The following is a 21,569-nucleotide window of genomic DNA, read 5'->3' as shown; positions in this document are numbered from 1 at the left end:
GCGGGCTGCGCCCTGGCGGGCTGCGCCCAAGGCGGGCTGCGCCCAAGGCGGGCTGCGCCCTGGCGGGCTGCGCCCAAGGCGGGCTGCGCCCTGGCGGGCTGCGCCCAAGGCGGGCCGCGCCCTAGGCCGGCTCCGCAGCCCCGGCCGGCTCCGCCTCCGCCGGCTCCCCGGCCGCCTCCGGCACTCCCGCCTCCCCCTCCCCGCCCCAAGGCGCCCCCGGCACCACCAGCGGGGAGCCCGTCACCGGGTCCGGGACGACGACCGAGTCCAGGCCGAAGACCTCGCGGACGAGTTCGGCCGTGACGATCTCGGACGGGGGGCCCTCCGCGACCACGCGGCCCGCCTTCATCGCGACCAGGTGGTCGGCGTAGCGGGCGGCCTGGTTGAGGTCGTGGAGGACGAGGACGACGGTGCGGCCGCGGACGCGGTTGAGGCGGCGGACCAGGTCCAGGACCTCGACCTGGTGGGAGATGTCCAGGTACGTGGTGGGCTCGTCGAGGAGCAGGAGGTCGGTCTCCTGGGCGAGGGCCATCGCGATCCACACGCGCTGCCGCTGCCCGCCCGACAGCTCGTCGACCGAGCGCTCGGCGAGGGCGGCGACGTCGGTGCGTTCCATCGCGTCGACGACGGCCCGCTCGTCCTCCGCCGACCACTGCTTCCACCACGCCTGGTGCGGCTGCCGGCCTCGGGCGACGAGGTCGCCGACGGTGATCGCCTCGGGCGCGACGGGCGTCTGCGGGAGCAGGCCGATGGACTGGGCGATCTTCTTGGTGGGGATCTTCGCGAGCTCCTGGCCGTCGAGCAGGACGGCGCCGCCCGCGGGCTTGAGGAGCCGCCCGAGCGCCCGCAGCGTCGTGGACTTGCCGCACGCGTTGGGGCCGACGATGACGGTGACCCGGCCGTCCGGGACCGCCAGGTCCAGCTCGTGGACGACGGTCCGCTCCTCGTACGCGAGGGTCAGCTCCCGCGCCGCCAGCCTGGTCACGATCTGCCTCCTACTCCGCGGCTGCGCATGATCAGCCAGATCAGGTACGGGGCGCCGACCGCCGCCGTGAGGACGCCCACCGGCAGTTCGGTGGGGGAGAAGAGCCGCCGGCCGAGCAGGTCGGCGGCGACGACGACCAGCGCGCCCATGAGCGCCGAGCACAGCAGCGGGATCTGGGCGGTCCGGGTGGTGCGGCGGGCGATCTGCGGGGCGAGCAGCGCCACGAAGTCGACCGGTCCGGCGACACCCGTGGCGACCGAGGCGAGGACGACGCCGACGGCGACGAGCCCGAGCCGGACCCGGCCGAGCCGCACCCCGAGCGCGGTCGCCGTGTCGTCGTCGAGGGAGACCGTGCGCTGCGCGCGGGCCGCCCACAGCACGGCGGGCAGCATGACGAGGAGGGTGATCCGCAGCGGCAGCGACTCGTCCCAGCCGCGCCCGTTGAGGGAGCCGGTCATCCAGATCTGCGCCTGCTGGGCGACCAGGTAGTCGCCCTTGGTCATGAAGAGGGTGGTCAGCGAGCGCAGCGCGATGGCGAAGCCGATGCCGATGAGCACGAAGCGGGTGGCGTGCAGCCCGCCGCGCCAGGCGAACACGTACACGAGCGCCGCGGCCAGCACCCCGCCCGCGATCGAGAGGTACGGCAGGACGGTGTACGAGGCGAGCCCGAAGGTCATCGCGGCGACGGTGACCGCGCCCGCGCCCTGGCTGATGCCGATGATGTCGGGGCTGGCGAGCGGGTTGCGGGCGACGGTCTGGATGAGGGCGCCCGCGATGCCGAAGGCGGCGCCGACCATGAGCCCGGTGGCGAGCCTCGGCAGCCGCAGGTCCTGGACGACGAAGGAGGCGGGGGCGTGTTCCCCGGCGAGGATGCGCAGGACCTCGCCGGGCGCGACGAAGCGCTCGCCGACGCACAGGTACGCGACGGCGACCGCCGCGAGCAGCAGCGCGAGCCCGGCGGCGACCAGCGCGGAGCGCCGGTGCACGAGGAAGGACGCGCGCCCGGCGCGTACGAGCGCGTAGCCGGCGGGGCGTACGGAGGGGCGCGCGGCGGGGCGCACCGGGGAGGAGGCGGGGGCCGTGGTCACGCGGGCACCGCCTTCCGGCGGACGAGGGTGACGAGGAACGGCACGCCGATCAGGGCGGTCATGACACCGGCGGGGACCTCGCCGGGCGGGAAGACGATCCGCCCGAGGACGTCCGCGACCAGCAGCATCACGGGGCCGATGAGCGCGGCCATCGGCAGCACCCAGCGGTGGTCGGAGCCGACGACGGCGCGGGCGATGTGCGGGACGGCGAGGCCGACGAAGGCGATGGGCCCGGCGGCGGCGACGGCGGCGCCGGTGAGGACGGTCGCGCCGACCCCGCCGACGATCCGGACGGTCGCGACCCGCTGCCCGAGGCCCTTGGCGACGTCCTCGCCGAGCGCGAGGGCGTCGAGCCCGCGGGCGACGGAGACGACGAGGACGGCGCCGAGCAGCAGGAAGGGCCAGATCTGGGCGACGATGTGGGCGTCCCGGCCGTCGAGCGAGCCGATCTGCCAGAACCGGAACTCGTCGAGCGCGGACGCCTTGGTGGTGAGGACGCCGGTGGTCACCGACAGCAGCAGCGCGTTGATCGCGGCCCCGGCGAGCGCGAGCTTCACCGGGGTGGCGCCGCCGCGCCCGCGCGAGGCGACGGCGTAGACGGCGACGGAGGCGACGGCGGCGCCCGCGAAGGCGAACCACACGTACCCGGTCAGGGAGTGCACCCCGGCGAAGGCGATGGCGAGGACGACGCCGACGGAGGCGCCCTGGCTGACGCCGAGGATGCCGGGGTCGGCGATCGGGTTGCGGGTGATGCCCTGGAGGGCGGTCCCGGCGAGGGCGAGCGCGGCGCCGACCATGAGGCCGATCAGGGTGCGGGGCACCCGCAGCTCCCGGACCACCTCGGCGTCGGGGCTGGTGGCGCCGTGCAGCAGCGCGTCGACGACGGTGGACGGGGGGATGGCGCGGGCGCCGACCGCGAGGCTCAGCAGGATCGCGAGCACCAGGGCGGCGAGGGCCGCGCCGGTCGCGACGGCGCGCCGGGTACGTGGGGCGGTCATGTACACCCATCAGAGGGACGAGATTCGGTAAGGCTTGGCTAAGTCTCGCCCCAGTCTAGACAGCGGCCCATTTCGAACACCCGGGCACAATGGCCCGTATGACGACGACCCCGCAGCCGACCCCCGCGACGGCCTCCGCGCCGACCGCGACGGCCCCCGCGCCCGTGCCCCTGAGCCCGCTCACCGTCGGTTTCGACCTCGACCTGACGCTGCTCGACACCCGTCCCGGCATCAAGGCCGCGTTCGAGGCGCTCTCGGCCGCGACCGGCGTGGAGGTCGACGCGGATCTGGTCGTCACCCGGCTCGGCCCGCCGCTGGAGCAGGAGCTGGCGCACTGGTTCCCCGCGGAGCGGGTGACGGAGATGGCGGCCCTCTACCGGGAGTTCTACGGCGTCCACGCGATCGAGCCGACCGTCCCGATGCCGGGCGCGGTGGATGCGATTCAAGCCGTTCGCGAGGCCGGCGGCCGGACCATCGTGGTGACCGCGAAGAACGAGCCGCAGGCCAGGCTGCACTTCGCCCACCTCGGCATCGAGCCGGACGCGATCGTCGGCGGCCTGTTCGCCGAGGGCAAGGCGAAGGCGCTGCGCGCCCACGGCGCGGGGGTGTACGTGGGTGACCACGTGGGCGACGTGCGCGGGGCGGCGACCGCCGGCGCGTACGCGGTCGCCGTGGCGACCGGTCCGTGCGCCCCCGAGGAGCTGCGCGCGGCCGGCGCGGACGTGGTCCTCGCCGACCTGACGGACTTCCGTAGCTGGTGGGAGGGCTACCGGGGCTGAGCCGCCGCGGCCTGGACCGCCTTGGCGCGCCGCCGCTGGGCGCCGATGGAGCGCAGCACCCCGGCGCCGGCGACCAGGAATCCGACGCCCATGAGCATGGAGACCAGGTAGGCGACGGTCGGGAACGGCTTCGTGCCGAGGAACAGCGGAGCCACCGTGACCAGCGTCGCCACCGCGCCGACGATGAAGACGATCGCTCCGGCGCGGACCAGTCCGTCGCCGGGCGCGCTGTCGTCCGTGGGTGCCGAGGGGGCCGAGGGGGTTTCACTACGCATTCGGCCAGGGTAGTTCCCAGGCGCGGACAACAGTCCGGCGACGTCTTGTCACGGGCCCTGATCGCATTAGCCTTGGTGCCGGCGGGTCGGTTCATAGAGGACCCGCTGTATCTCTTTCATCTCATTCCCGAGCCGGAATCCCGGCGCACCCATCGAGTACGAGGACGAGGACGGACGTGCCTACCGGCAAGGTCAAATGGTTCAACAGCGAGAAGGGCTTCGGCTTTCTCTCCCGCGACGACGGCGGCGACGTCTTCGTGCACTCGTCGGTGCTCCCGGACGGCGTCGACGCCCTGAAGCCGGGGCAGCGCGTCGAGTTCGGCGTGGTCGCCGGTCAGCGCGGTGACCAGGCGCTGTCGGTGACGGTTCTGGACCCGACCCCGTCCGTCGCCGCGGCGCAGCGCCGTAAGCCCGACGAACTGGCGTCCATCGTCCAGGACCTCACCACGCTCCTGGAGAACGTGACCCAGCAGCTGGAGCGCGGCCGGTACCCCGACAAGGCGCACGGCGGCAAGATCGCCGGGATGCTCCGCGCGGTCGCCGACCAGCTCGACGTCTAGTCCGTACCGTCCCCGGTCAGGGGAACCGCAGCGCGTCCGGGCCGAGGGGCGGTACGAGCCCTTCGGCCGCGGCGCGCGTGAGCAGCCCGCGCACCGCCGCGTAGCCGCTCTCGCCGAGGTCGGCGGTGAACTCGTTCACGTACAGGCCGATGTGCTGGTCGGCCACCTTGGGGTCCATCTCCTGCGCGTGCTCCAGCACGTACGGCCGGGAGGCGGCCGGGTCGTCCCAGGCCATCCGGACCGAGCTCCGCGCCGACGCGGCGAGCAGCCGCAGCGTCTCCTCGCCCAGGGAGCGCTTGGCGATGATCGCGCCGAGCGGGATGGGCAGCCCGGTGGTGTGCTCCCAGTGCTCGCCCATGTCGGCGAGCGCGTGCAGCCCGTAGTCCCGGTAGGTGAAGCGGGCCTCGTGGATGACGAGCCCGGCGTCGACCTTGCCGTCCCGGACGGCGGGCATGATCTCGTGGAAGGGCAGCACCACGATCTCGCCGACCCCGCCGGGGACGACGTCCGCCGCCCACAGCCGGAACAGCAGATAGGCCGTCGAGCGCTCGCTCGGCACGGCCACGGTCTTCCCGGTGAGGTCCGCCCCGGGCTCCCGGGTCAGCACCAGCGGGCCGCAGCCGCGCCCCAGGGCGCCGCCGCAGGGCAGCAGGGCGTATTCGTCGAGGACCCACGGCAGCACCGCGTACGACACCTTCAGGACGTCGTACGGGGCCCCGCCGCGCTCGGCCCAGCCGTTGGTGAGGTCGATGTCGGCGAAGGTCACGTCCAGGCGCGGGGCGCCGGGGACGCGGTCGTGGGCCCAGGCGTCGAAGACGAAGGTGTCGTTCGGGCAGGGCGAGTAGGCGATCTTCAGCGTGGTCACGACGGGGACTCCGGCTCCTCGGGGGCGGTGACGGACGCGAGGACGCCCCGGTCGAGCAGCGCGAAGGCGTCCCGCAGCGCGCCGAGGGCCTCGCCGATGCGCCAGGCGGCGCGGTCGCGCGGGCCGACGGCGTTGGACACGGACCGGAGCTCGGCGACCGGCAGGCCGTGGGCGGCGGCGGCCTCGGCCACCCCGAAGCCCTCCATCGCCTCGGCGACGGCCCCCGGATGACGCTCCGCGAGCTCGGCGGCGCGGGCGGCGCTGCCGGTGACCGTGGAGACGGTCAGGACGGGCCCGACCGCGCAGGGCAGGCCGGCGTCCGTGAGGGCGCCCGCGAGCCGGGCGGCGAGCGCCGGGTCCACGGGGTGCGCCGAACGGCCGAAGCCGAGCGCGTCGACGGGCAGATAGCCCTCGGGGGTCTCGGCGCCCAGGTCGGCGGCGACGACCGCGTCCGCGACCACGAGCGACCCGAGCGGGGCGCGCGGCGCGAAGCCCCCGGCGATCCCGGCCGACACGACGAGCGCGTACGGGGCCGGGGCACAGGCCAGGGCGGTCGCGGTGGCCGCCGCGGCGGCGGCCGGGCCGACACCGGCGACGAGCACGTCGGCCCGCGGGTACCGGCGCAGCGCGAAGCCGCCGGGCAGCGGGCGCTCGCCCTCGCCCGGTCCGGCGGACGCGAGACCGGCGGCGACGGAGTCGGCCTCCGCCGCCACCGCGGTCACGACGAGGATCCGGTGGATCAGGACTTCTTCTTCAGCTCGAAGTGCCAGATGCCGGTCACGGTCTTGCCGGTGTTCTCGACGATGGTGACCTGGGTCTGGTTGGTCGCCTCGCCGGACTGGCTGGAGAAGAAGGCGCTGGCCGGGATGGACCGGTACGTCTTCTTGTACGGCTCCGGCTCGGCCTGCTGGCCGCCCAGGAAGATGGTCCAGCCGTTCTCGGCGATGTCCGGGTCGACGCCGAAGCGGATCTTGTCGTCGGTCTCGACGGTGATCGACTTCTCGGCCTTCTTGTTGAGGCAGGCCGAGATCTGCGACTCCTTGAGGGGGTCGCCGTCGTTGTAGCAGGCCGCCTCGGAGTTCACCGACTCGGTCCCGACCGTCACGGTCGCGAGCGGCGTCGGCTTGTCGCAGGCGGAGAGGACGAGGAGCCCGGCGGAGACGGCCCCGAGGGCCGCGACGGCCCGGCGGCGCTTGCGGGTGAGGAACGCAACGGTCATGGGCCGAAGGCTATCGGGCCGCCGCTCCGGCGCCACGCGGGGGTACGGCGCGCCGCCCGTGTGGACCCCGTTGTGGGCATTCGTTCCACCGCACCGGCTACGCCACCCGCGCCTTCGCCGTCCCGCCCCGCCCCTTCTGCCGCCGCGCGGCGCCGAGCAGCCCCCGTACGGACAGCAGCGCGCCCAGCGCCAGGATCCCGGCCGCCACCGACATGCCCAGCGTCCCGTTCAGCGGCAGCGAGATGCCGATCCCGCCGCCCACCACCCACGCCATCTGCAGCGCCGTCTCCGAACGGGCGAACGCCGAGGTGCGCACCAGCTCCGGCACGTCCCGCTGGATCAGCGCGTCCAGGGACAGCTTCGACAGGGCCTGGGTCAGCCCCGCGACCGCGCCGAGCACCGCCACCATCAGCCCCCCGAAGAAGACCGCCGTGAAGATCGCGGTGGCCAGCACCGCCGACACCATCGTGGCGATGATCACCTCGGGCCCGTGGCCCCGGTCCCGCAGCAGCGAGCCCATCGCCGTCCCGCAGGCGTTGCCCACCCCCGCCGCCACGCCCACGATGCCCAGCGAGACGGCCGCGCTCTGCCCCGACAGCGGGTGCACGCGCAGCAGGAACGCCAGGAAGAAGATCAGGAAACCCGACAGCATCCGCTGCGAGGCGTTCGCCTGGAGCCCGTGCAGGACGGACGGGCCGACCGACCGCAGGCTCGGCTTCTTCTCGCCGTGCGTCAGCAGATGGGCCCGCCGTTCACCCTTCGCGGAGTCCACCTTCGGGGGCATCCGCAGCGCCCAGAACGTGCCCAGCAGGAACAGCGCGGACGCCCCGTACAGCGGCCAGGCGGGGCCGATCAGCTGGAGCCCGGCGCCGATCGGCGCGGCGATGCCGGTGGCCAGCAGCCCGGCGAGGGTCACCCGGGAGTTCGCCTTCACCAGCGAGAAGCCCGGCGGGAGCAGCCGCGGCACGACGGCGCTGCGCACCACCCCGTACGCCTTCGAGGCGACGAGCACGCCGAGCGCCGCCGGATAGAGCTGGAGCCCGCCGGTGGCGACCGCGCCGGACATGGCGACGGCGAGCACCGCGCGGGTGAGCATCGCCCCGGCCATCGCGGCGCGCCTGCCGTGCGGGATCCGGTCCAGGAGCGGGCCGATCACGGGGGCGAGCAGGGTGAAGGGCAGCATCGTGATGCCCAGGTAGAGGGCGACCCGGCCGCGCGCCTCGTCGGTGGGCACGGCGAAGAAGACGGTGGTGGCGAGCGCGACGGTGATCATGACGTCGCCGGCGCCGTTCACCGCGTGCAGCTCGATCAGTCTGCCCAGGCCCGACTCGCCCGCGCCGTGCGCGTGCGTCGCCCGCCGGATGCCCCTGGCCGTGCCGGTGAAGGGCAGGTGGAGGGCGCGCCCGAGCTTCCGGCCCGCTCGGCTGAGCGGCCCGGCATGATCGTGCGATCGTGCGGAAGACCGTGCGGCTGCCACTCCGTCATAGTGCCCCACGCGCCCCACGGACGAACCGTGGCGCGGCCCGGACGGGCTCCGCGATCGTCCGCGATGCGGGCCGTTTGGTACGGGCAGGTGGGCTGCGGGCGGCGGAGAGGGTAGCGTGCGTAGCGCGTCACCGGCGGATGTTCTCGGCCGCGCGCCTCTTCGGCATCCCGCAGAATGGATGACGATAGGTGTGCCCGAGACGCGCGAGTCATGCCGGGCGTGGACGTCGATGCGGCCCTCTGGTCCGCTCCGCCCACGACCCGGGACTTCGCTCCCGCTCCTCGGCCGGCGCACCCGTGAGACGGCGTAGGAGAGAAGCGAGACCTGTGAGTGCTGCGACGACGCGAACCCCGCGTACCCCGCGAGCCCCGCGTACCCCCGACCGCCTCTGCGTCGAGGCCGTAGAGCTCGCCCGCGAGGCCGCCGAGGAGGCGGCCTTCCCCGGCGTCGTCGGCGCCCACGTCGACGCCGTCGCCGAAGGCGACCGGGTCGTCACGCACTTCTTCGAGTGCAAGGAGCCCGGCTACCGAGGCTGGCGCTGGGCCGTGACGGTCACCCGCGCCTCCCGCGCGAAGAACGTCACGCTTGACGAAACCGTCCTGCTGCCCGGCCCGGACTCCCTCCTCGCCCCCGAGTGGGTGCCGTGGAGCGAGCGGCTGCGCCCCGGCGACATGGGCCCCGGCGACCTGCTCCCCACCGAGCAGGACGACCCGCGCCTGGAGCCCGGCTACTCGGGCGAGGACGCGCCGCCGCCGAACTCGGCCGTCTCCGAGGAGCTGGCCGAGCACCTCGACGCCGAGGACGCGGAGATCGTGTCCCGCACCCCCTCCCGCGGCGCGATCTCGTCGGTCGCCGAGGAGCTCGGGATGCGGCGCGCGCGGGTCCTCTCGCGCTACGGGCTGCACCTCGCCGCCGACCGGTGGGACGAGGCGTTCGGCGCGCAGACCCCGATGGCCCAGGCGGCCCCGGCCACCTGCGTGTCCTGCGCCTTCCTCGTGCCGATGGCGGGCTCCCTGAAGCAGGCGTTCGGCGTCTGCGCCAACGAGTTCTCGCCCGCCGACGGGCGGGTCGTCTCCCTGTCGTACGGCTGCGGCGGCCACTCCGAGGCGGCGGTCATGCCGGCCCCGCCGCGCCCGGCGCCGCCGGTCCTGGACTCGATGGCCGCGGACGCGTTCCCGCTGCGCCCCGCGAAGGACTCCGGCTCCACCTCCGAGCCGGACACCGGTTCGGACGATCTCGGCCACTCGTAGCGGTCACTCGTAGCGGTCACGCGTAGCGCCCTTCGCGGAGGGGCGCGGGGATTGCCCCCGCGCGCCCCCGCGGGCGCACGTGCCCCCGCACGGGGGACGGCGCGGGGCGCGGTACCTTCGGGCACCGGCCCGTACCCCGTACCGCAGAGTGGAGTCAGACGTGAGCGTCAGCGTCAGGACGTCGACCGACGGAACCGACCCCTTCGGTACCGCACGGCTCCGCAGAGGCGTGCTCGACGCGTGGGGCGCCGGACCCGCCCGCTTCCGCGAGGACGCCAACGCCGAGGAGGACCTGGCCCTCGGCGGCTACCGCGACCGGCTCGTCGTCGAACTCGCCCAGAACGCCGCCGACGCCGCCGCCCGCGCCGGTGTCACCGGCCGGCTCCGGCTCACCCTGCACCCGGCCGGACCGGACGGCCCCGCCGTCCTCGCCGCCGCCAACACCGGCGCCCCGCTGGACGCCACCGGCGTCGAGAGCCTCTCCACCCTGCGCGCCTCCGCCAAGCGCACCGAGCGCGACACGGCGTCCGTCGGGCGCTTCGGCGTCGGCTTCGCCGCCGTCCTCGCCGTCTCCGACGAGCCCGCCGTCCTCGGCCGCCACGGCGGCGTCCGCTGGTCCCTCGCCGAGGCCCGCGAACTCGCCGCCGACGCGGCCCGGCACAGCCCCGGCCTCGGCGACGAACTGCGCCGCCGCGACGGCCACGTCCCCCTGCTGCGCCTCCCGCTGCCCGCCGAGGGCACCGCCCCCGACGGCTACGACACGGTCGTCGTGCTGCCCCTGCGCGACTCCGCCGCCGAGGACCTCGCCGAACGCCTGCTCGACTCCGTCGACGACGCCCTGCTGCTCGCCCTCCCCGGCCTCACCGAGGTCGTCGTCGAGACCGCCGAGGGCGTCCGCTCCCTGGTCCGGGACGAGCGCGACGGCTACGTCACCATCGCCGACACGGCCGACTCCGCCGCCGGGGCCCACCGCTGGCGGACCGTCAGCCACTCCGGACCGCTCGACCCGGACCTCCTCAGGGACCGGCCCGTCGAGGAGCGCCTGCGCCCCCACTGGTCCGTCACCTGGGCCGTCCCCGTCGACCCCGAGGGCGCCCCCCGCTACCCCCGCACCACGCCCGTCGTGCACGCGCCCACCCCCACCGACGAGCCGCTCGGCATCCCCGCCCTGCTCATCGCCTCCTTCCCGCTCGACACCGCCCGCCGCCACCCGGCCCCCGGCCCGCTCACCGACTTCCTCGTGCAGCGCGCGGGCGAGGCGTACGCCGAACTCCTCTCCGACTGGCACCCGGTGACCCCCGCCGCCCTGGACCTGGTGCCCGGACCGCTCGGCAAGGGCCCCCTCGACGGCGCCCTGCGCGCCGCCGTCCTGGAGCGGCTGCCCCGGATCGCCTTCCTCGCCCCCGCGACCCCCTCCGAGGACCTGACCGCGCTGCGCCCCATCGAGGCCGAGATCGTCGAGGGCGCCGGCGCCGAGACCGTCGAGGTGCTGGCCGAGGTCTTCCCGACGCTCCTCCCGGCGGGCCTGGAGCGCCGCGTGGAGCTGCGCACCCTCGGCGTCGGCCGGGTCCCGCTGACCGAGGCGGTGGACCGGCTCGCCGGGGTGGACCGGGCGCCCTCGTGGTGGTGGCGCCTGTACGACTCGCTGGCGGGCGTCGACCCGGACCGGCTCACCGGCCTCCCGGTGCCCCTCGCCGCGCCCGCCGAGCCCGCCCGGGACGCCGCCCTCGGCCCGTACGGCGACGAGGGCGCCGTCCCCGGCCCGTACGGCGACGCGGACACCGCCCCCGCCCCGTACGGCGACGAGCCCGCCGCCCCGCAGGCGCCCAGGGTCCGCACCACCATCGGCCCCCGCCAGGTCCTCCTGCCGCAGGAGCGGACCCCCGCCGAGCTCACCCGGCTCGGCCTGAAGGTCGCGCACCCGGAGGCCGCGCACCCGCTCCTGGAGAAGCTGGGCGCCCTCCCGGCCACGCCCCGGGCGGTGCTGACCACCCCGCAGGTCCGGGCCGCCGTCGCCGCCTCCCTCGACGCCGGGGAGATCTGGGACGAGGACGCCGACACCCTGGACGCCGAGGAGCTCGCGGAGACCGTCCTCGCGCTCGTCCGGGACGCCGGCCTCGCCCCCGGCGACGAGCCCTGGCTGGGCGCGCTCGCGCTGCCCGACGAGGACGGCGAGACGGCCCCGGCGGGCGAGCTCGTGATGCCCGGCTCGCCGTTCGCCGCCGTGATGCGCGAGGGCGAGCTGGCCTTCGTCGACCAGGACCTCGCCGACCGCTGGGGCCCCGGGCCGCTCGCCGCCTGCGGGGTGCTCGCGGACTTCGCGCTGGTCCGCGCCGCCGACCTGGTCCTCGACCCCGACGAGCTGGAGCCCCGCGAGGGCGACTACCCGGAGCCCGACGACGCCGGGCTCCTGGACGCCGTCGACGTGTGGTGCGAGGACGTCCTGGACCGGCTTCCGCACACCCCCGTGCCGCCGGTGGCCACCGAGATCGTGGCCGTGCGCGACCTGGACCTCGTCGACGACGACGCCTGGCCGCGGGCGCTGGCCCTGCTCGCGCGGCCGCCGCTGCGGGACGCCCTGACCCAGCCGGTGCGGGTGCTGCTGCCGGACGGCACCACGGAGACCGTCCGCTCGTACACCGCCTGGTGGCTGCGCGACCACCCGGTGCTCGACGGGCGCCGCCCCGCCGGACTGCGCGCCGCGGGCACGGACCCGCTGCTGATCGGCCTGTACGACGCCGCCGACGCGACCGGCTTCGAGGACGAGCAGGTGCTGCGCGCGCTCGGCGTGCGCACCTCCGTCCCGGCGCTCCTGGACGAGCCCGGCGGCGCCGCCGAGCTCCTCGGGCGGCTGGCGGACCCGTCCCGCGAGGTGTCCGGCGCCCAGCTGCACGCCCTGTACACGGCGCTGGCCGGGCTCGACCCCGAGCGGGTCACCCTCCCCGACGAGCTGCGCGCGGTCGTGGACGGGGACCTGATCGTCGTCGACGCGGCGGACGCGCTGGTCGCCGACGCCCCCGACCTGCTGCCGCTGGCGACGGGCCGGCCGCTGCTGCCGGTCGCCCCGGAGCGGGCGGCGGAGCTGGCGGAGCTGTTCCAGGTGCGGCGGCTGAGCGAGGCGCTGGACGCCGAGGTCACGACGGCCGGCGAGGAGCACGAGGTGCCGGCGGCGGTGCGGGTGCTGCTCGGCCCGGGGACCCCCGCCACCTACGTCGAGCACGAGGAGCTGCTGGCCGCGGAGATCGAGCTGGACTGGCGGCGCACCCCCGACGGGGTCGTGCACGCCGCGACCCTGGAGGGCGTGGCCGCCGGCCTGGCCTGGGCGGCGGGGCAGTGGCCGCGCCGCTTCGAGGTGGCGGCCCTCCTGGAGGACCCGTCGCGGACGGCGGAGCTGGCCCGGGACCGCTGGTTCGACTGAGCCCGCCGGAGCGCCGGACACGGCGACGGGGGCCCGCGTCCTGTGCGGGCCCCCGTCGCCGTATCAGGAGCCGTATGAGGGGCTCAGGCGCCGTGTCCGGGGCTCAGGCGGGGAACCTGCGCCCCACCCAGCGCCACACGACCTCCAGCAGCGCCGAGGCCGCGGCGGCGATGGCGACCGCCGTCCACGGCATCGTGACGCCGACCAGCTTCAGGGCGAAGAAGCTCTGGAGCCAGGGCACGACGAGCACCAGCAGGAAGGCGCCGCCCATGGTCGCCACCAGGGCGATCCGCCACCAGGTGTAGGGGCGGGCGATGATCGCGAGCACCCACATGGAGACCAGGAAGAGCGTGAGGGTGGCCGCGCTGGTCTCGGCGGCGAGGGAGTCGGGCCCGGTGTAGTAGTGCCGGGCCAGCAGGTAGGTCACGAAGGTGGCGGTGCCCGCGATGACGCCGGCGGGGATCGCGTACCGCATCACCCGGCGGACGAAGTGCGGTTTGGCGCGCTCCTTGTTCGGGGCGAGGGCCAGGAAGAAGGCGGGGACGCCGATGGTCAGCGTGGACAGCAGGGTGAGGTGCCGGGGCAGGAACGGGTACTCGACCTGGAAGCAGACCACCAGGATCGCGAGCAGCACCGAGTAGACCGTCTTGGTGAGGAAGAGCGTGGCGACCCGGGTGATGTTGCCGATGACCCGGCGGCCCTCGGCGACCACCGACGGCAGGGTCGAGAAGGAGTTGTTGAGGAGGACGATCTGGGCGACGGCCCGGGTGGCCTCGGAGCCGGAGCCCATGGAGACGCCGATGTCGGCGTCCTTGAGGGCGAGCACGTCGTTGACGCCGTCGCCGGTCATGGCGACGGTGTGGCCGCGGGACTGGAGGGCGGCGACCATGTCGCGCTTCTGCTGCGGGGTGACCCGGCCGAAGACGGCGTTCGCGTCGAGGACCTCGGCCATGGCCTCGGGGTCGGTGGGCAGGGTGCGGGCGTCGACGGTGTTCTCGGCGCCGGGCAGGCCCAGCTTGCCGGCGACGGCGCCGACGGAGACCGCGTTGTCGCCGGAGATGACCTTGGCCGAGACGTTCTGGTCGGCGAAGTAGGCGAGGGTGTCGGCGGCGTCGGGCCGCAGCCGCTGTTCGAGGACGACGAGCGCGGTGGCGCGGGCGCCCTCCGCGACCCGCGGCGAGTCGAGCTCGGCGGCGGCGCGGGCCAGCAGCAGCACCCGCAGGCCCCGCTCGTTGAGCCGGTCCACCTCGGCGAGCGCGGGGTCGCCGGGCGGCAGCAGCACGTCGGGGGCGCCGAGCAGCCAGGTGGAGGTCTCGCCGTCGCTCTCGCTGAAGGCGGCGCCGCTGTACTTGCGGGCCGAGGAGAACGGCAGCGACTCGGTGCAGCGCCAGTCCACCGAGTCCGGGTAGCGGTCGATGATGGCCTGGAGGGAGGCGTTGGGGCGCGGGTCGGACTCGCCGAGGGCGCCGAGCACGGTGCGGACGTACCCCTCGTCGGCGCCGCCGAGCAGGCGCAGGTCGGTGACGTCCATGCCGCCCTCGGTGAGGGTGCCGGTCTTGTCGAGGCAGACCACGTCCACCCGGGCCAGGCCCTCGATCGCGGGCAGCTCCTGGACCAGGCACTGCTTGCGGCCGAGCCGGATCACGCCGATCGCGAAGGCGACGGAGGTGAGCAGCACCAGGCCCTCGGGGATCATCGGGACGATGCCGCCGACCGTGCGGGCGATGGACTCCTTGAGGTCGTTGTTCTTGACGACGAGCTGGCTGATGATCAGCCCGATCGCGGTGGGGATCATCATCCACGTGACGTACTTGAGGATCGTGGAGATGCCGGTGCGCAGCTCGGAGTGGACCAGGGTGAAGCGGGACGCCTCCTCGGCGAGCTGGGCGGCGTACGCCTCGCGGCCGACCTTGGTGGCGGTGAAGGCGCCGCCGCCGGCGACGACGAAGGAGCCGGACATCATCGGGTCGCCGGGCTTCTTGACGACCGGGTCGGCCTCGCCGGTCAGCAGGGACTCGTCGACCTCCAGGCTGTCGGCCTCGGCGACCTCGCCGTCGACGACGACCTTGTCGCCGGGGCCGAGCTCGATGAGGTCGCCGAGGACGATCTCGGAGGTGGAGATCTCGGTGGCGGCGCCGTCGCGGCGGACGGTGGGCTTGGCCTCGCCGATGACGGCGAGCCCGTCGAGGGTCTTCTTGGCGCGCAGTTCCTGGATGATGCCGATGCCGGTGTTGGCGATGATCACGAAGCCGAAGAGGCTGTCCTGGATCGGCGCGACGAAGAGCATGATCACCCAGAGCACGCCGATGATCGCGTTGAAGCGGGTGAAGACGTTGCCCCGGACGATGTCGGGGGTGGAGCGGGAGCTGCGCAGCGGGACGTCGTTGATCTCGCCGCGGGCGACGCGCTCGGCGACCTCGGCGGTGGTCAGGCCCGTGGGCCGGTGGACGACGGGTGGTCGCCCGGTCGCCGGCCCGGTGCCCTCGCCGTCGGTGTCGATCTTCGCCCGCTGAGTCATGTTTCCGACGGTACGGGGCGAAAGGGCGGGACACCCGCCGAGAAGTCCGAAGATCAGACCGGGGGAGGAGGGGAATGGTCCCCTGGGATTACGGGACGGGCGGCGGGGTCGGGGTCGCCTCGCCCGCCCGCCGGGCCGCGGCGTGCCGCTTGATGGCGGCGTCGCGCTTGCGCACGTACCAGATGCCGATCAGGCCGAGGCCCGCGCCGGCCAGGCAGGTCCAGACCCACCAGGTGAGGTCCCGGTCGTCGAACCAGCCGTAGAAGGGGACCTGGACGAGGAACAGGACGAACCAGAGGATCGTGCCGCCGGTGATGGTGGCGACGACCGGGCCCTCCAGGGGCTCGGGTGCCTCGTGCTTGGGTGTCCACTTCGCCATGGGCTCAGTCTAGGCGGCTCGTTTTCGTATCTACGCGCGGAGATGGACTCGCTCTCGTTCATGTGTTCATACTGAAACGGTTTGCCTCTGGCGGGTTCCATTCGTATGAACCGCCAAAAAGGACTTCTCTGAACCTCCGAAGAGGAACCCCATGAGCTCGACGGCCCCCGCCAAGGCCACGTCCCCGGAGACCCCGCAGGGGCCCGTCTCCGGTCTCGACCGCTACTTCAAGATCTCCGAGCGCGGCTCCACCGTCGCCCGCGAGATCCGTGGCGGCTTCGCCACCTTCTTCGCGATGGCCTACATCATCGTGCTGAACCCGATCATCCTGGGCAGCGCGAAGGACATGTACGGCCACCAGCTCGACGGCGGCCAGCTGGTCACCGCCACGGTGCTGACCGCCGCCTTCTCGACCCTGCTGATGGGCGTCATCGGCAACGTGCCGATCGCCCTCGCGGCCGGTCTCGGCGTCAACACGGTCGTCGCGCTCCAGCTCGCGCCCAAGATGTCCTGGCCGGACGCGATGGGCATGGTCGTGCTCGCCGGTCTGGTCGTGATGCTGCTGGTCGCCACGGGCCTGCGCGAGCGCGTCATGAACGCCGTACCGGTCAGCCTGCGCAAGGGCATCGCGATCGGCATCGGCCTGTTCATCATGCTCATCGGCCTGGTCGACTCGGGCTTCGTCTCCCGCATCCCGGACGCCGCGCACACCACGGTCCCGCTCCAGCTCGGCGCGAACGGGCACCTCATGGGCTGGCCGGTGCTGGTCTTCATCCTGGGCACGCTGCTGACCCTGGCGCTGATCATCCGCAAGGTGCCGGGCGCGATCCTGATCTCCATCGTCGTCATGACGATCGTCGCCATGGTGATCAACGCCGTCGCCGACATCCCGTCCTGGGGCCTGACCACCCCGGAGTGGCCCGGCAACCCGGTCTCCTCGCCCGACTTCGGGCTGGTCGGCCAGGTCAGCCTGTTCGGCGGCTTCTCCAAGGTCGGTGTCCTGACCGGCGTCCTCTTCGTCTTCACGGTCCTGCTGTCCTGCTTCTTCGACGCCATGGGCACGATCCTGGGCGTCGGCGACGAGGCCAAGCTGATGGACAAGGACGGCAACTTCCCCGGCATCAACAAGGTCCTGCTGGTCGACGGCCTCGCCGTCGCCTCCGGCGGCGCCACCTCGTCCTCCGCCACCACCTGCTTCGTGGAGTCCACGGCCGGTGTCGGCGAGGGCGCCCGCACGGGCCTGGCCTCGGTGGTGACCGGCGCCCTGTTCTCGGTCGCGCTGTTCCTGACGCCGCTGGCCACGATGGTGCCCTCGCAGGCGGCCACCCCCGCGCTGCTGGCGGTCGGCTTCCTGATCCTGGCCGGTTCGATCAAGGACATCGACTGGGCCGACTACACGATCGCCGTGCCGGCCTTCCTGGCGATGGTGATGATGCCGTTCACGTACTCGATCACCAACGGCATCGGCATCGGCTTCATCTCGTTCAGCGTCCTGCGCCTCGCGGCGGGCCGGGGCCGCGAGGTCCCCGTGGCGATGTACGTGGTCTCCGCGGTCTTCGTCTTCTACTACGCGATGCCGGCACTCGGCCTGATGTGAGGCGGCTGGGGCGCGGCCGGCTCCGTCGGCCCCGCCTCCTTCCCGTAGAACCTCTCCGTCTCGTCGACGGCGGTCTTGAACCGCTCGTCGAAATCCTCGCGAATGAGCGTCCGGACGACATAGTCCTGGACGCTCATTCCGCGTCTGGCGGCGTGCCTGCGGAGCCGTTCGAGCAGCTCTCCGTCGAGGCGCAGGCTGAACACGGTCGAATCCATGCCCGCAGGGTCGCGCCACGGCGGCCCCCCGTGCGTCACTTTCCGGCTCGTTCTCACTCGTTCGGGTGACGGTTGGCGCCTACATGTTTTCGATTGGTATTTAGGCAGAGTAATGAGTTACGCTAAGGACTATGCCTGATCTGTCCCACGGCACCGCCGACGACGCGGCGGCCGTGAACGCGCTCCGCAGTTCCGTGATGCGGTTGAGCCGACGCCTGAAGCACCAGCGCGTCGACGAGTCGCTGAGCCCCACCGAGATGTCGGTGCTCGGCACCCTGTCGCTCTGCGGCTCGGCCACCCCCGGTGAGCTGGCCCGCAAGGAGCACGTCCAGCCGCCGTCGATGACCCGCATCGTCGCGCTGCTCGAAGCCAAGGGACTGGTCCGGCTGGAGCCGCACCCCGACGACCGCCGGCAGAAGGTGGTCCGCCAGACCGAGCAGGCCGAGGCCATGCTCGACGAGTCCCGCCGCAAGCGGAACGCCTGGCTGGCCGCCCTCGCCGAGGGCCTGGACGAGGACGAATGGGCCAAGCTGCGCGCGGCCGCCCCGGTCCTGGAGAAGCTCGCCCATCTCTGAACCCGCAGCCGAGGAGGCGACGCACTTTGAGCACGGGACCCGGAGCAGACTCCGCACCCGTCCATGAACCCACCCTCAAGACCCGCGGGCGGGGGGAAACCTTCTCCTCGCTCGGCGTCCGCAACTACCGGCTGTTCTTCACCGGAGCGATCGTCTCCAACACCGGTACGTGGATGGCCCGGATCACCCAGGACTGGCTGGTCCTGAGCCTCACCGGCTCCGCCGCCGCCGTCGGCGTCACCACGGCACTGCAGTTCCTGCCCATGCTGCTGTTCGGCCTCTACGGCGGCGTCATCGCCGACCGCTACCCGAAGCGGCGGCTGCTGATCGTCAGCCAGGCCGCGCTCGGCCTGTGCGGTCTCGCGCTCGCCGTGCTCACCCTCTCCGGTCAGGTCCAGGTCTGGCACGTCTACCTGATCGCCTTCCTGCTCGGCATGGTCACGGTGGTCGACAACCCGGCCCGGCAGTCCTTCGTCTCCGAGATGGTCGGCCCCGACCGGCTGCGCAACGCGGTCTCGCTGAACTCGGCGAACTTCCAGTCCGCGCGCCTCGTCGGCCCCGCCGTCGCGGGCGTGCTGATCGCCGGTGTCGGCAGCGGCTGGGCCTTCCTGATCAACGGCGTGTCCTTCCTGGCCCCGCTCGTCGCGCTCTGCCTGATGCGGCCGGGCGAGCTGCACAAGGTGGAGCGCGCGCCGCGCGGCAAGGGCCAGCTCCGGGAGGGCCTGCGGTACGTGGCCGGGCGGCCCGACCTGATCTGGCCGATCGTCCTCGTCGGCTTCATCGGCACCTTCGGGTTCAACTTCCCGATCTGGCTGACGGCCTTCTCCAGCGAGGTCTTCCACGTCGGCGCGGGCGCGTACGGCTTCCTCAACACCCTGATGGCGGCCGGCTCGCTGGCGGGCGCCCTGCTCGCGGCCCGCCGCGGCTCCACCCGGCTGCGGATGCTGGTGATCGCGGCGGCCGTCTTCGGCGCCCTGGAGATCGCGGCGGCGCTGTCGCCCGCGTTCTGGCTGTTCGCGCTGCTGCTGGTGCCGATCGGCATGATCGGCCTCACGGTGAACATCACCGCGAACTCGGCGGTCCAGATGGCCACCGACCCGGTCATGCGGGGCCGGGTGATGAGCCTCTACATGATGGTGTTCGCCGGCGGCACCCCGATCGGCGCCCCGCTGCTCGGCTGGGTCACCGACACGTACGGCGCCCGGGTCGGCTTCGCGACCGGCGGCCTGGTCTCGCTGCTCTCGGCGGCCGTGATCGGGCTGATCCTGGCCCGTGTGGGCGGCCTCAAGGTCGCCATGGGGTGGTACCACGGCCACCCGCGGGTTCGTTTCGTACCGAGAGAAAGACTGGCGACGGCGGCGTGACCGCGCGCGGGGGCGGGCCTTTCCGGGCCCGCCCCCGCGCTGCGTGGCTGCGGCGGGGCGGCTACGTCACACCCGGCGCTCCAGCACCTGCCCCGGCCAGTCGCCGACCGCGAACGTCTCCGTACGGGTGAAGCCCTGGCGCTCGTAGTAGGAGACGAGCCGCCCCTCGCCGCCCGCGAAGCAGTCCACGCGGAGCAGCGAGACGCCCCGCCGCCGGGTCTCCTCCGCCGCGTGCGCGAGGAGCGCCGCGCCGACGCCGAGCCCGTGGAAGCGGGCGTCGGTGGCGAGGAAGCGGACGTACGACTCCGGCTCCCCGGCGGGCGCCACGTACTCGCCCGGCCGAGGGGTCAGCGTCAGCGTCCCGGCGGGCACCCCGCCCACCTCCGCCAGCCACGGCTCGCCCTCGGCGGCGACCCGCTCGACCAGCGCCACGGTCTTCGGGCGCGCGCTGAACGGCTCGGTGCCCCACTGGGCGGTGATCCCCCTGCCGTTGAGCCAGCCGACGGCGCTGTCGAGGATCCCGAGCATGACGGGGACGTCCGCCGCCCCGCCCTTCCTGATGGTGATCGCGGTGTCCATCCGGGCGAGGCTAGCGACTGCCTGGCGGGCCCCCGCGCCCGAGGGCCTGCCACACTCGCCGTATGAGGCTCTTCGCCGCCGTCGTGCCGCCCCCCGCGCGGCTCGCCGAGCTCGCCCGCGCGGCCGACCGGCTCGCCGCGCTGCCCGGCGCGGAGCGGCTGCGCTGGACCTCGCGGCCCGGCTGGCACCTCACCCTCGCGTTCATGGGCGAGGTCGACGACGGCCTGCTGCCCGACCTGCGCGCCCGCCTCGGCCGCGCCGCGCGCCGCACGGCGCCGTTCCCGCTCCGGCTGCACGGCGGCGGGCAATTCGGGCGGGCGGTGCTGTGGACGGGCGTGGCGGGCGGCCTCGACGAGCTGCGGCTGCTGGCCGAGCGCGCGGACGCCGCCGCCCGCCGGGCCGGCGTCGCGATGGACGAGCACCGGCGCTACCAGGCCCACCTGACCCTGGCCCGCTCGCGCGCGGACCTCGACCTGCGCCCCTTCACCGAGGCGCTGGACGCCTTCGAGGGGACCCGCTGGGAGGTCGGCGAGCTCGCGCTGGTGCGCAGCAACCTGCCCGGCGGCGGCACCCCGGGCGAGCACCCGCGGTACGAGACGGTCGCCACATGGCCCCTGGGCGGCGCGGGGGCGGCGGAGGGGGCGGGTTAACCTCGGGGGGTGGACCCGAAGACCCGTAACCGGATCATGGCCGGCGTGCTCGTACTGATGTTCGCGATCATCGCGGTGGCGTCCGTGGTGGGCTGACCCCGCCGCGGCGCGCCGCGCCCGCCCGAGCCGACTCGCCCGCCCGAGGCGACCCGCCGAGCCGACTCGCCGCCCCGGAAGGCCCTTGCTTCGAGCGCACTCGAAGGCGTTGGCTTTGTGCCCATGGAGTACACGCAGCTCGGACGCACCGGACTCAAGGTCAGCCGACTCGTCCTCGGCACGATGAACTTCGGCCCGCAGACGGACGAAGCCACCAGTCACTCGATCATGGACGCCGCGCTCGACGCGGGCCTCAACTTCTTCGACACGGCCAACGTCTACGGCTGGGGCGACGACAAGGGCCGCACCGAGGAGATCATCGGCTCCTGGTTCGCCAAGGACCCGGCCCACCGCGAGAAGGTCGTCCTCGCCACCAAGGTCTACGGCAACATGGGCCCCGACGGCCCCGCCTGGCCCAACCACGACAAGCTCTCCGCGGCGAACATCCGCCGCGCCGTCGACGCCAGCCTGAAGCGGCTCGGCACCGACCACATCGACGTCTACCAGTTCCACCACGTCGACCGCCTGACCCCCTTCGAGGAGATCTGGCAGGCCATCGACGTCCTCGTCCAGCAGGGCCCTCGCCCTCGGCGTCCCCAAGTGGCGCACGATCCTCAAGGTGGTCCTGCCCACCGCGATCGGCGGCATCACCACGGGCGTCATGCTCGCGGTC

21 protein-coding genes are annotated in these 21,569 nt (G+C 73.9%); 9 read left to right on the top strand and 12 right to left on the bottom strand.

Features of this window, described 5'->3' with window-relative positions:
* Positions 1 to 121 precede the first annotated feature (121 nt).
* Genes AB0C99_RS23860 through AB0C99_RS23850 form a run of 3 tightly spaced genes read right to left on the bottom strand, consistent with a single transcriptional unit; the run spans position 122 to position 3,071 of the window.
* On the bottom strand, positions 122 to 985 hold the full coding sequence (locus tag AB0C99_RS23860) for an ABC transporter ATP-binding protein (RefSeq protein ID WP_362478410.1): 864 nt from the start codon (positions 983 to 985) through the stop codon (positions 122 to 124).
* A complete protein-coding gene (locus AB0C99_RS23855) occupies positions 982 to 2,073 on the bottom strand; it encodes an iron chelate uptake ABC transporter family permease subunit (protein WP_362478407.1) in 1,092 nt (363 codons plus the stop codon). Before AB0C99_RS23855 ends, AB0C99_RS23860 begins: the two co-directional genes overlap by 4 nt.
* On the bottom strand, positions 2,070 to 3,071 hold the full coding sequence (locus AB0C99_RS23850; RefSeq protein ID WP_362478404.1) for an iron chelate uptake ABC transporter family permease subunit: 1,002 nt from the start codon (positions 3,069 to 3,071) through the stop codon (positions 2,070 to 2,072). Before AB0C99_RS23850 ends, AB0C99_RS23855 begins: the two co-directional genes overlap by 4 nt.
* 89 nt (positions 3,072 to 3,160) lie before the next feature.
* Here AB0C99_RS23850 and AB0C99_RS23845 point away from each other — a divergent pair, with 89 nt between their 5' ends.
* Positions 3,161 to 3,850 (top strand): haloacid dehalogenase-like hydrolase, encoded by a 690-nt coding sequence (locus AB0C99_RS23845; protein ID WP_362478401.1) that lies wholly within the window; start codon positions 3,161 to 3,163, stop codon positions 3,848 to 3,850.
* On the opposite strand, the gene AB0C99_RS23840 is transcribed toward AB0C99_RS23845, so the two are convergent.
* Positions 3,838 to 4,125, bottom strand: a complete 288-nt coding sequence (locus AB0C99_RS23840) for a hypothetical protein (RefSeq protein WP_362478398.1) — start codon at positions 4,123 to 4,125, stop codon at positions 3,838 to 3,840. The two genes, AB0C99_RS23845 and AB0C99_RS23840, sit on opposite strands and share 13 nt — an antisense overlap.
* Before the next feature lie 176 nt (positions 4,126 to 4,301).
* Between AB0C99_RS23840 and AB0C99_RS23835 the strand changes: the two genes are divergently transcribed.
* A complete protein-coding gene (locus tag AB0C99_RS23835; RefSeq protein ID WP_046906547.1) occupies positions 4,302 to 4,685 on the top strand; it encodes a cold-shock protein in 384 nt (127 codons plus the stop codon).
* 16 nt (positions 4,686 to 4,701) lie between these two features.
* Here AB0C99_RS23835 and AB0C99_RS23830 read toward each other — a convergent pair whose 3' ends face one another.
* The 4 genes from AB0C99_RS23830 to AB0C99_RS23815 all read right to left on the bottom strand — a co-directional run bounded on the left by AB0C99_RS23830 (position 4,702) and on the right by AB0C99_RS23815 (position 8,246).
* A complete protein-coding gene (locus AB0C99_RS23830) occupies positions 4,702 to 5,550 on the bottom strand; it encodes a 1,4-dihydroxy-6-naphthoate synthase (protein WP_362478395.1) in 849 nt (282 codons plus the stop codon).
* Positions 5,547 to 6,293: a futalosine hydrolase gene (locus AB0C99_RS23825; protein ID WP_362478594.1), complete on the bottom strand. Its 747-nt coding sequence runs from the start codon at positions 6,291 to 6,293 to the stop codon at positions 5,547 to 5,549. The genes AB0C99_RS23830 and AB0C99_RS23825 overlap by 4 nt, the downstream gene beginning before the upstream one ends.
* The gene (locus AB0C99_RS23820; protein ID WP_362478392.1) at positions 6,290 to 6,769 is read right to left on the bottom strand and encodes a DUF2771 domain-containing protein; all 480 of its coding nucleotides are present in this window, start codon (positions 6,767 to 6,769) and stop codon (positions 6,290 to 6,292) included. The genes AB0C99_RS23825 and AB0C99_RS23820 overlap by 4 nt, the downstream gene beginning before the upstream one ends.
* A gap of 97 nt (positions 6,770 to 6,866) precedes the next feature.
* The gene (locus tag AB0C99_RS23815; protein ID WP_362478389.1) at positions 6,867 to 8,246 is read right to left on the bottom strand and encodes an MFS transporter; all 1,380 of its coding nucleotides are present in this window, start codon (positions 8,244 to 8,246) and stop codon (positions 6,867 to 6,869) included.
* Between the two features lie 335 nt (positions 8,247 to 8,581).
* On the opposite strand from AB0C99_RS23815, the gene AB0C99_RS23810 reads away from it, so the two are divergent.
* Complete coding sequence (locus tag AB0C99_RS23810; RefSeq protein WP_362478386.1) at positions 8,582 to 9,505, top strand: DUF3027 domain-containing protein; 924 nt, start codon at positions 8,582 to 8,584, stop codon at positions 9,503 to 9,505.
* 148 nt (positions 9,506 to 9,653) lie between these two features.
* On the top strand, positions 9,654 to 12,923 hold the full coding sequence (locus AB0C99_RS23805; RefSeq protein WP_362478383.1) for a molecular chaperone Hsp90: 3,270 nt from the start codon (positions 9,654 to 9,656) through the stop codon (positions 12,921 to 12,923).
* A gap of 103 nt (positions 12,924 to 13,026) precedes the next feature.
* Here the strand turns inward: AB0C99_RS23805 and AB0C99_RS23800 are convergent, their stop codons facing one another.
* The gene (locus tag AB0C99_RS23800; protein WP_362478380.1) at positions 13,027 to 15,441 is read right to left on the bottom strand and encodes an HAD-IC family P-type ATPase; all 2,415 of its coding nucleotides are present in this window, start codon (positions 15,439 to 15,441) and stop codon (positions 13,027 to 13,029) included.
* Positions 15,442 to 15,529: 88 nt separating this feature from the next.
* The gene (locus AB0C99_RS23795) at positions 15,530 to 15,820 is read right to left on the bottom strand and encodes a DUF2530 domain-containing protein (protein ID WP_362478378.1); all 291 of its coding nucleotides are present in this window, start codon (positions 15,818 to 15,820) and stop codon (positions 15,530 to 15,532) included.
* A gap of 151 nt (positions 15,821 to 15,971) precedes the next feature.
* On the opposite strand from AB0C99_RS23795, the gene AB0C99_RS23790 reads away from it, so the two are divergent.
* A complete protein-coding gene (locus AB0C99_RS23790; protein WP_362478376.1) occupies positions 15,972 to 17,417 on the top strand; it encodes an NCS2 family permease in 1,446 nt (481 codons plus the stop codon).
* On the opposite strand, the gene AB0C99_RS23785 is transcribed toward AB0C99_RS23790, so the two are convergent.
* Positions 17,387 to 17,632 (bottom strand): hypothetical protein, encoded by a 246-nt coding sequence (locus AB0C99_RS23785; protein WP_362478374.1) that lies wholly within the window; start codon positions 17,630 to 17,632, stop codon positions 17,387 to 17,389. The genes AB0C99_RS23790 and AB0C99_RS23785 overlap by 31 nt on opposite strands.
* 131 nt (positions 17,633 to 17,763) lie before the next feature.
* Between AB0C99_RS23785 and AB0C99_RS23780 the strand changes: the two genes are divergently transcribed.
* Positions 17,764 to 18,207, top strand: coding sequence for a MarR family transcriptional regulator (locus tag AB0C99_RS23780; protein ID WP_362478372.1), 444 nt, complete (start codon positions 17,764 to 17,766; stop codon positions 18,205 to 18,207).
* A 26-nt stretch (positions 18,208 to 18,233) separates the two neighbouring features.
* Positions 18,234 to 19,571, top strand: coding sequence for an MFS transporter (locus AB0C99_RS23775; RefSeq protein WP_362478369.1), 1,338 nt, complete (start codon positions 18,234 to 18,236; stop codon positions 19,569 to 19,571).
* 66 nt (positions 19,572 to 19,637) lie between these two features.
* Here AB0C99_RS23775 and AB0C99_RS23770 read toward each other — a convergent pair whose 3' ends face one another.
* Positions 19,638 to 20,150 (bottom strand): GNAT family N-acetyltransferase, encoded by a 513-nt coding sequence (locus AB0C99_RS23770; RefSeq protein ID WP_362478366.1) that lies wholly within the window; start codon positions 20,148 to 20,150, stop codon positions 19,638 to 19,640.
* Positions 20,151 to 20,212: 62 nt separating this feature from the next.
* Here AB0C99_RS23770 and thpR point away from each other — a divergent pair, with 62 nt between their 5' ends.
* Both thpR and AB0C99_RS23760 read left to right on the top strand, forming a co-directional pair.
* Positions 20,213 to 20,800, top strand: a complete 588-nt coding sequence (thpR, locus tag AB0C99_RS23765; protein WP_362478364.1) for an RNA 2',3'-cyclic phosphodiesterase — start codon at positions 20,213 to 20,215, stop codon at positions 20,798 to 20,800.
* A 219-nt stretch (positions 20,801 to 21,019) separates the two neighbouring features.
* On the top strand, positions 21,020 to 21,569 hold a 550-nt coding region (locus tag AB0C99_RS23760; protein WP_362478361.1), incomplete at its 3' end, for an aldo/keto reductase.

It is taken from the genome of Streptomyces sp. NPDC048659 (genome assembly GCF_040650575.1).
GTDB lineage: Bacteria > Actinomycetota > Actinomycetes > Streptomycetales > Streptomycetaceae > Streptomyces.
This window is presented reverse-complemented; position numbering and strand designations above follow the sequence as displayed.

What these genes read in the sequence shown, in the direction of transcription:
- AB0C99_RS23850 (WP_362478404.1), bottom strand. Translation starts at nt 3,071, where the DNA reads ATGACCGCCCCACGTACCCGGCGCGCCGTCGCGACCGGCGCGGCCCTC.
- AB0C99_RS23845 (WP_362478401.1), top strand. Translation starts at nt 3,161, where the DNA reads ATGGCCCGTATGACGACGACCCCGCAGCCGACCCCCGCGACGGCCTCC.
- AB0C99_RS23840 (WP_362478398.1), bottom strand. Translation starts at nt 4,125, where the DNA reads ATGCGTAGTGAAACCCCCTCGGCCCCCTCGGCACCCACGGACGACAGC.
- AB0C99_RS23820 (WP_362478392.1), bottom strand. Translation starts at nt 6,769, where the DNA reads ATGACCGTTGCGTTCCTCACCCGCAAGCGCCGCCGGGCCGTCGCGGCC.
- AB0C99_RS23800 (WP_362478380.1), bottom strand. Translation starts at nt 15,441, where the DNA reads ATGACTCAGCGGGCGAAGATCGACACCGACGGCGAGGGCACCGGGCCG.
- AB0C99_RS23795 (WP_362478378.1), bottom strand. Translation starts at nt 15,820, where the DNA reads ATGGCGAAGTGGACACCCAAGCACGAGGCACCCGAGCCCCTGGAGGGC.
- AB0C99_RS23790 (WP_362478376.1), top strand. Translation starts at nt 15,972, where the DNA reads ATGAGCTCGACGGCCCCCGCCAAGGCCACGTCCCCGGAGACCCCGCAG.
- AB0C99_RS23785 (WP_362478374.1), bottom strand. Translation starts at nt 17,632, where the DNA reads ATGGATTCGACCGTGTTCAGCCTGCGCCTCGACGGAGAGCTGCTCGAA.
- AB0C99_RS23780 (WP_362478372.1), top strand. Translation starts at nt 17,764, where the DNA reads ATGCCTGATCTGTCCCACGGCACCGCCGACGACGCGGCGGCCGTGAAC.
- AB0C99_RS23770 (WP_362478366.1), bottom strand. Translation starts at nt 20,150, where the DNA reads ATGGACACCGCGATCACCATCAGGAAGGGCGGGGCGGCGGACGTCCCC.
- thpR (WP_362478364.1), top strand. Translation starts at nt 20,213, where the DNA reads ATGAGGCTCTTCGCCGCCGTCGTGCCGCCCCCCGCGCGGCTCGCCGAG.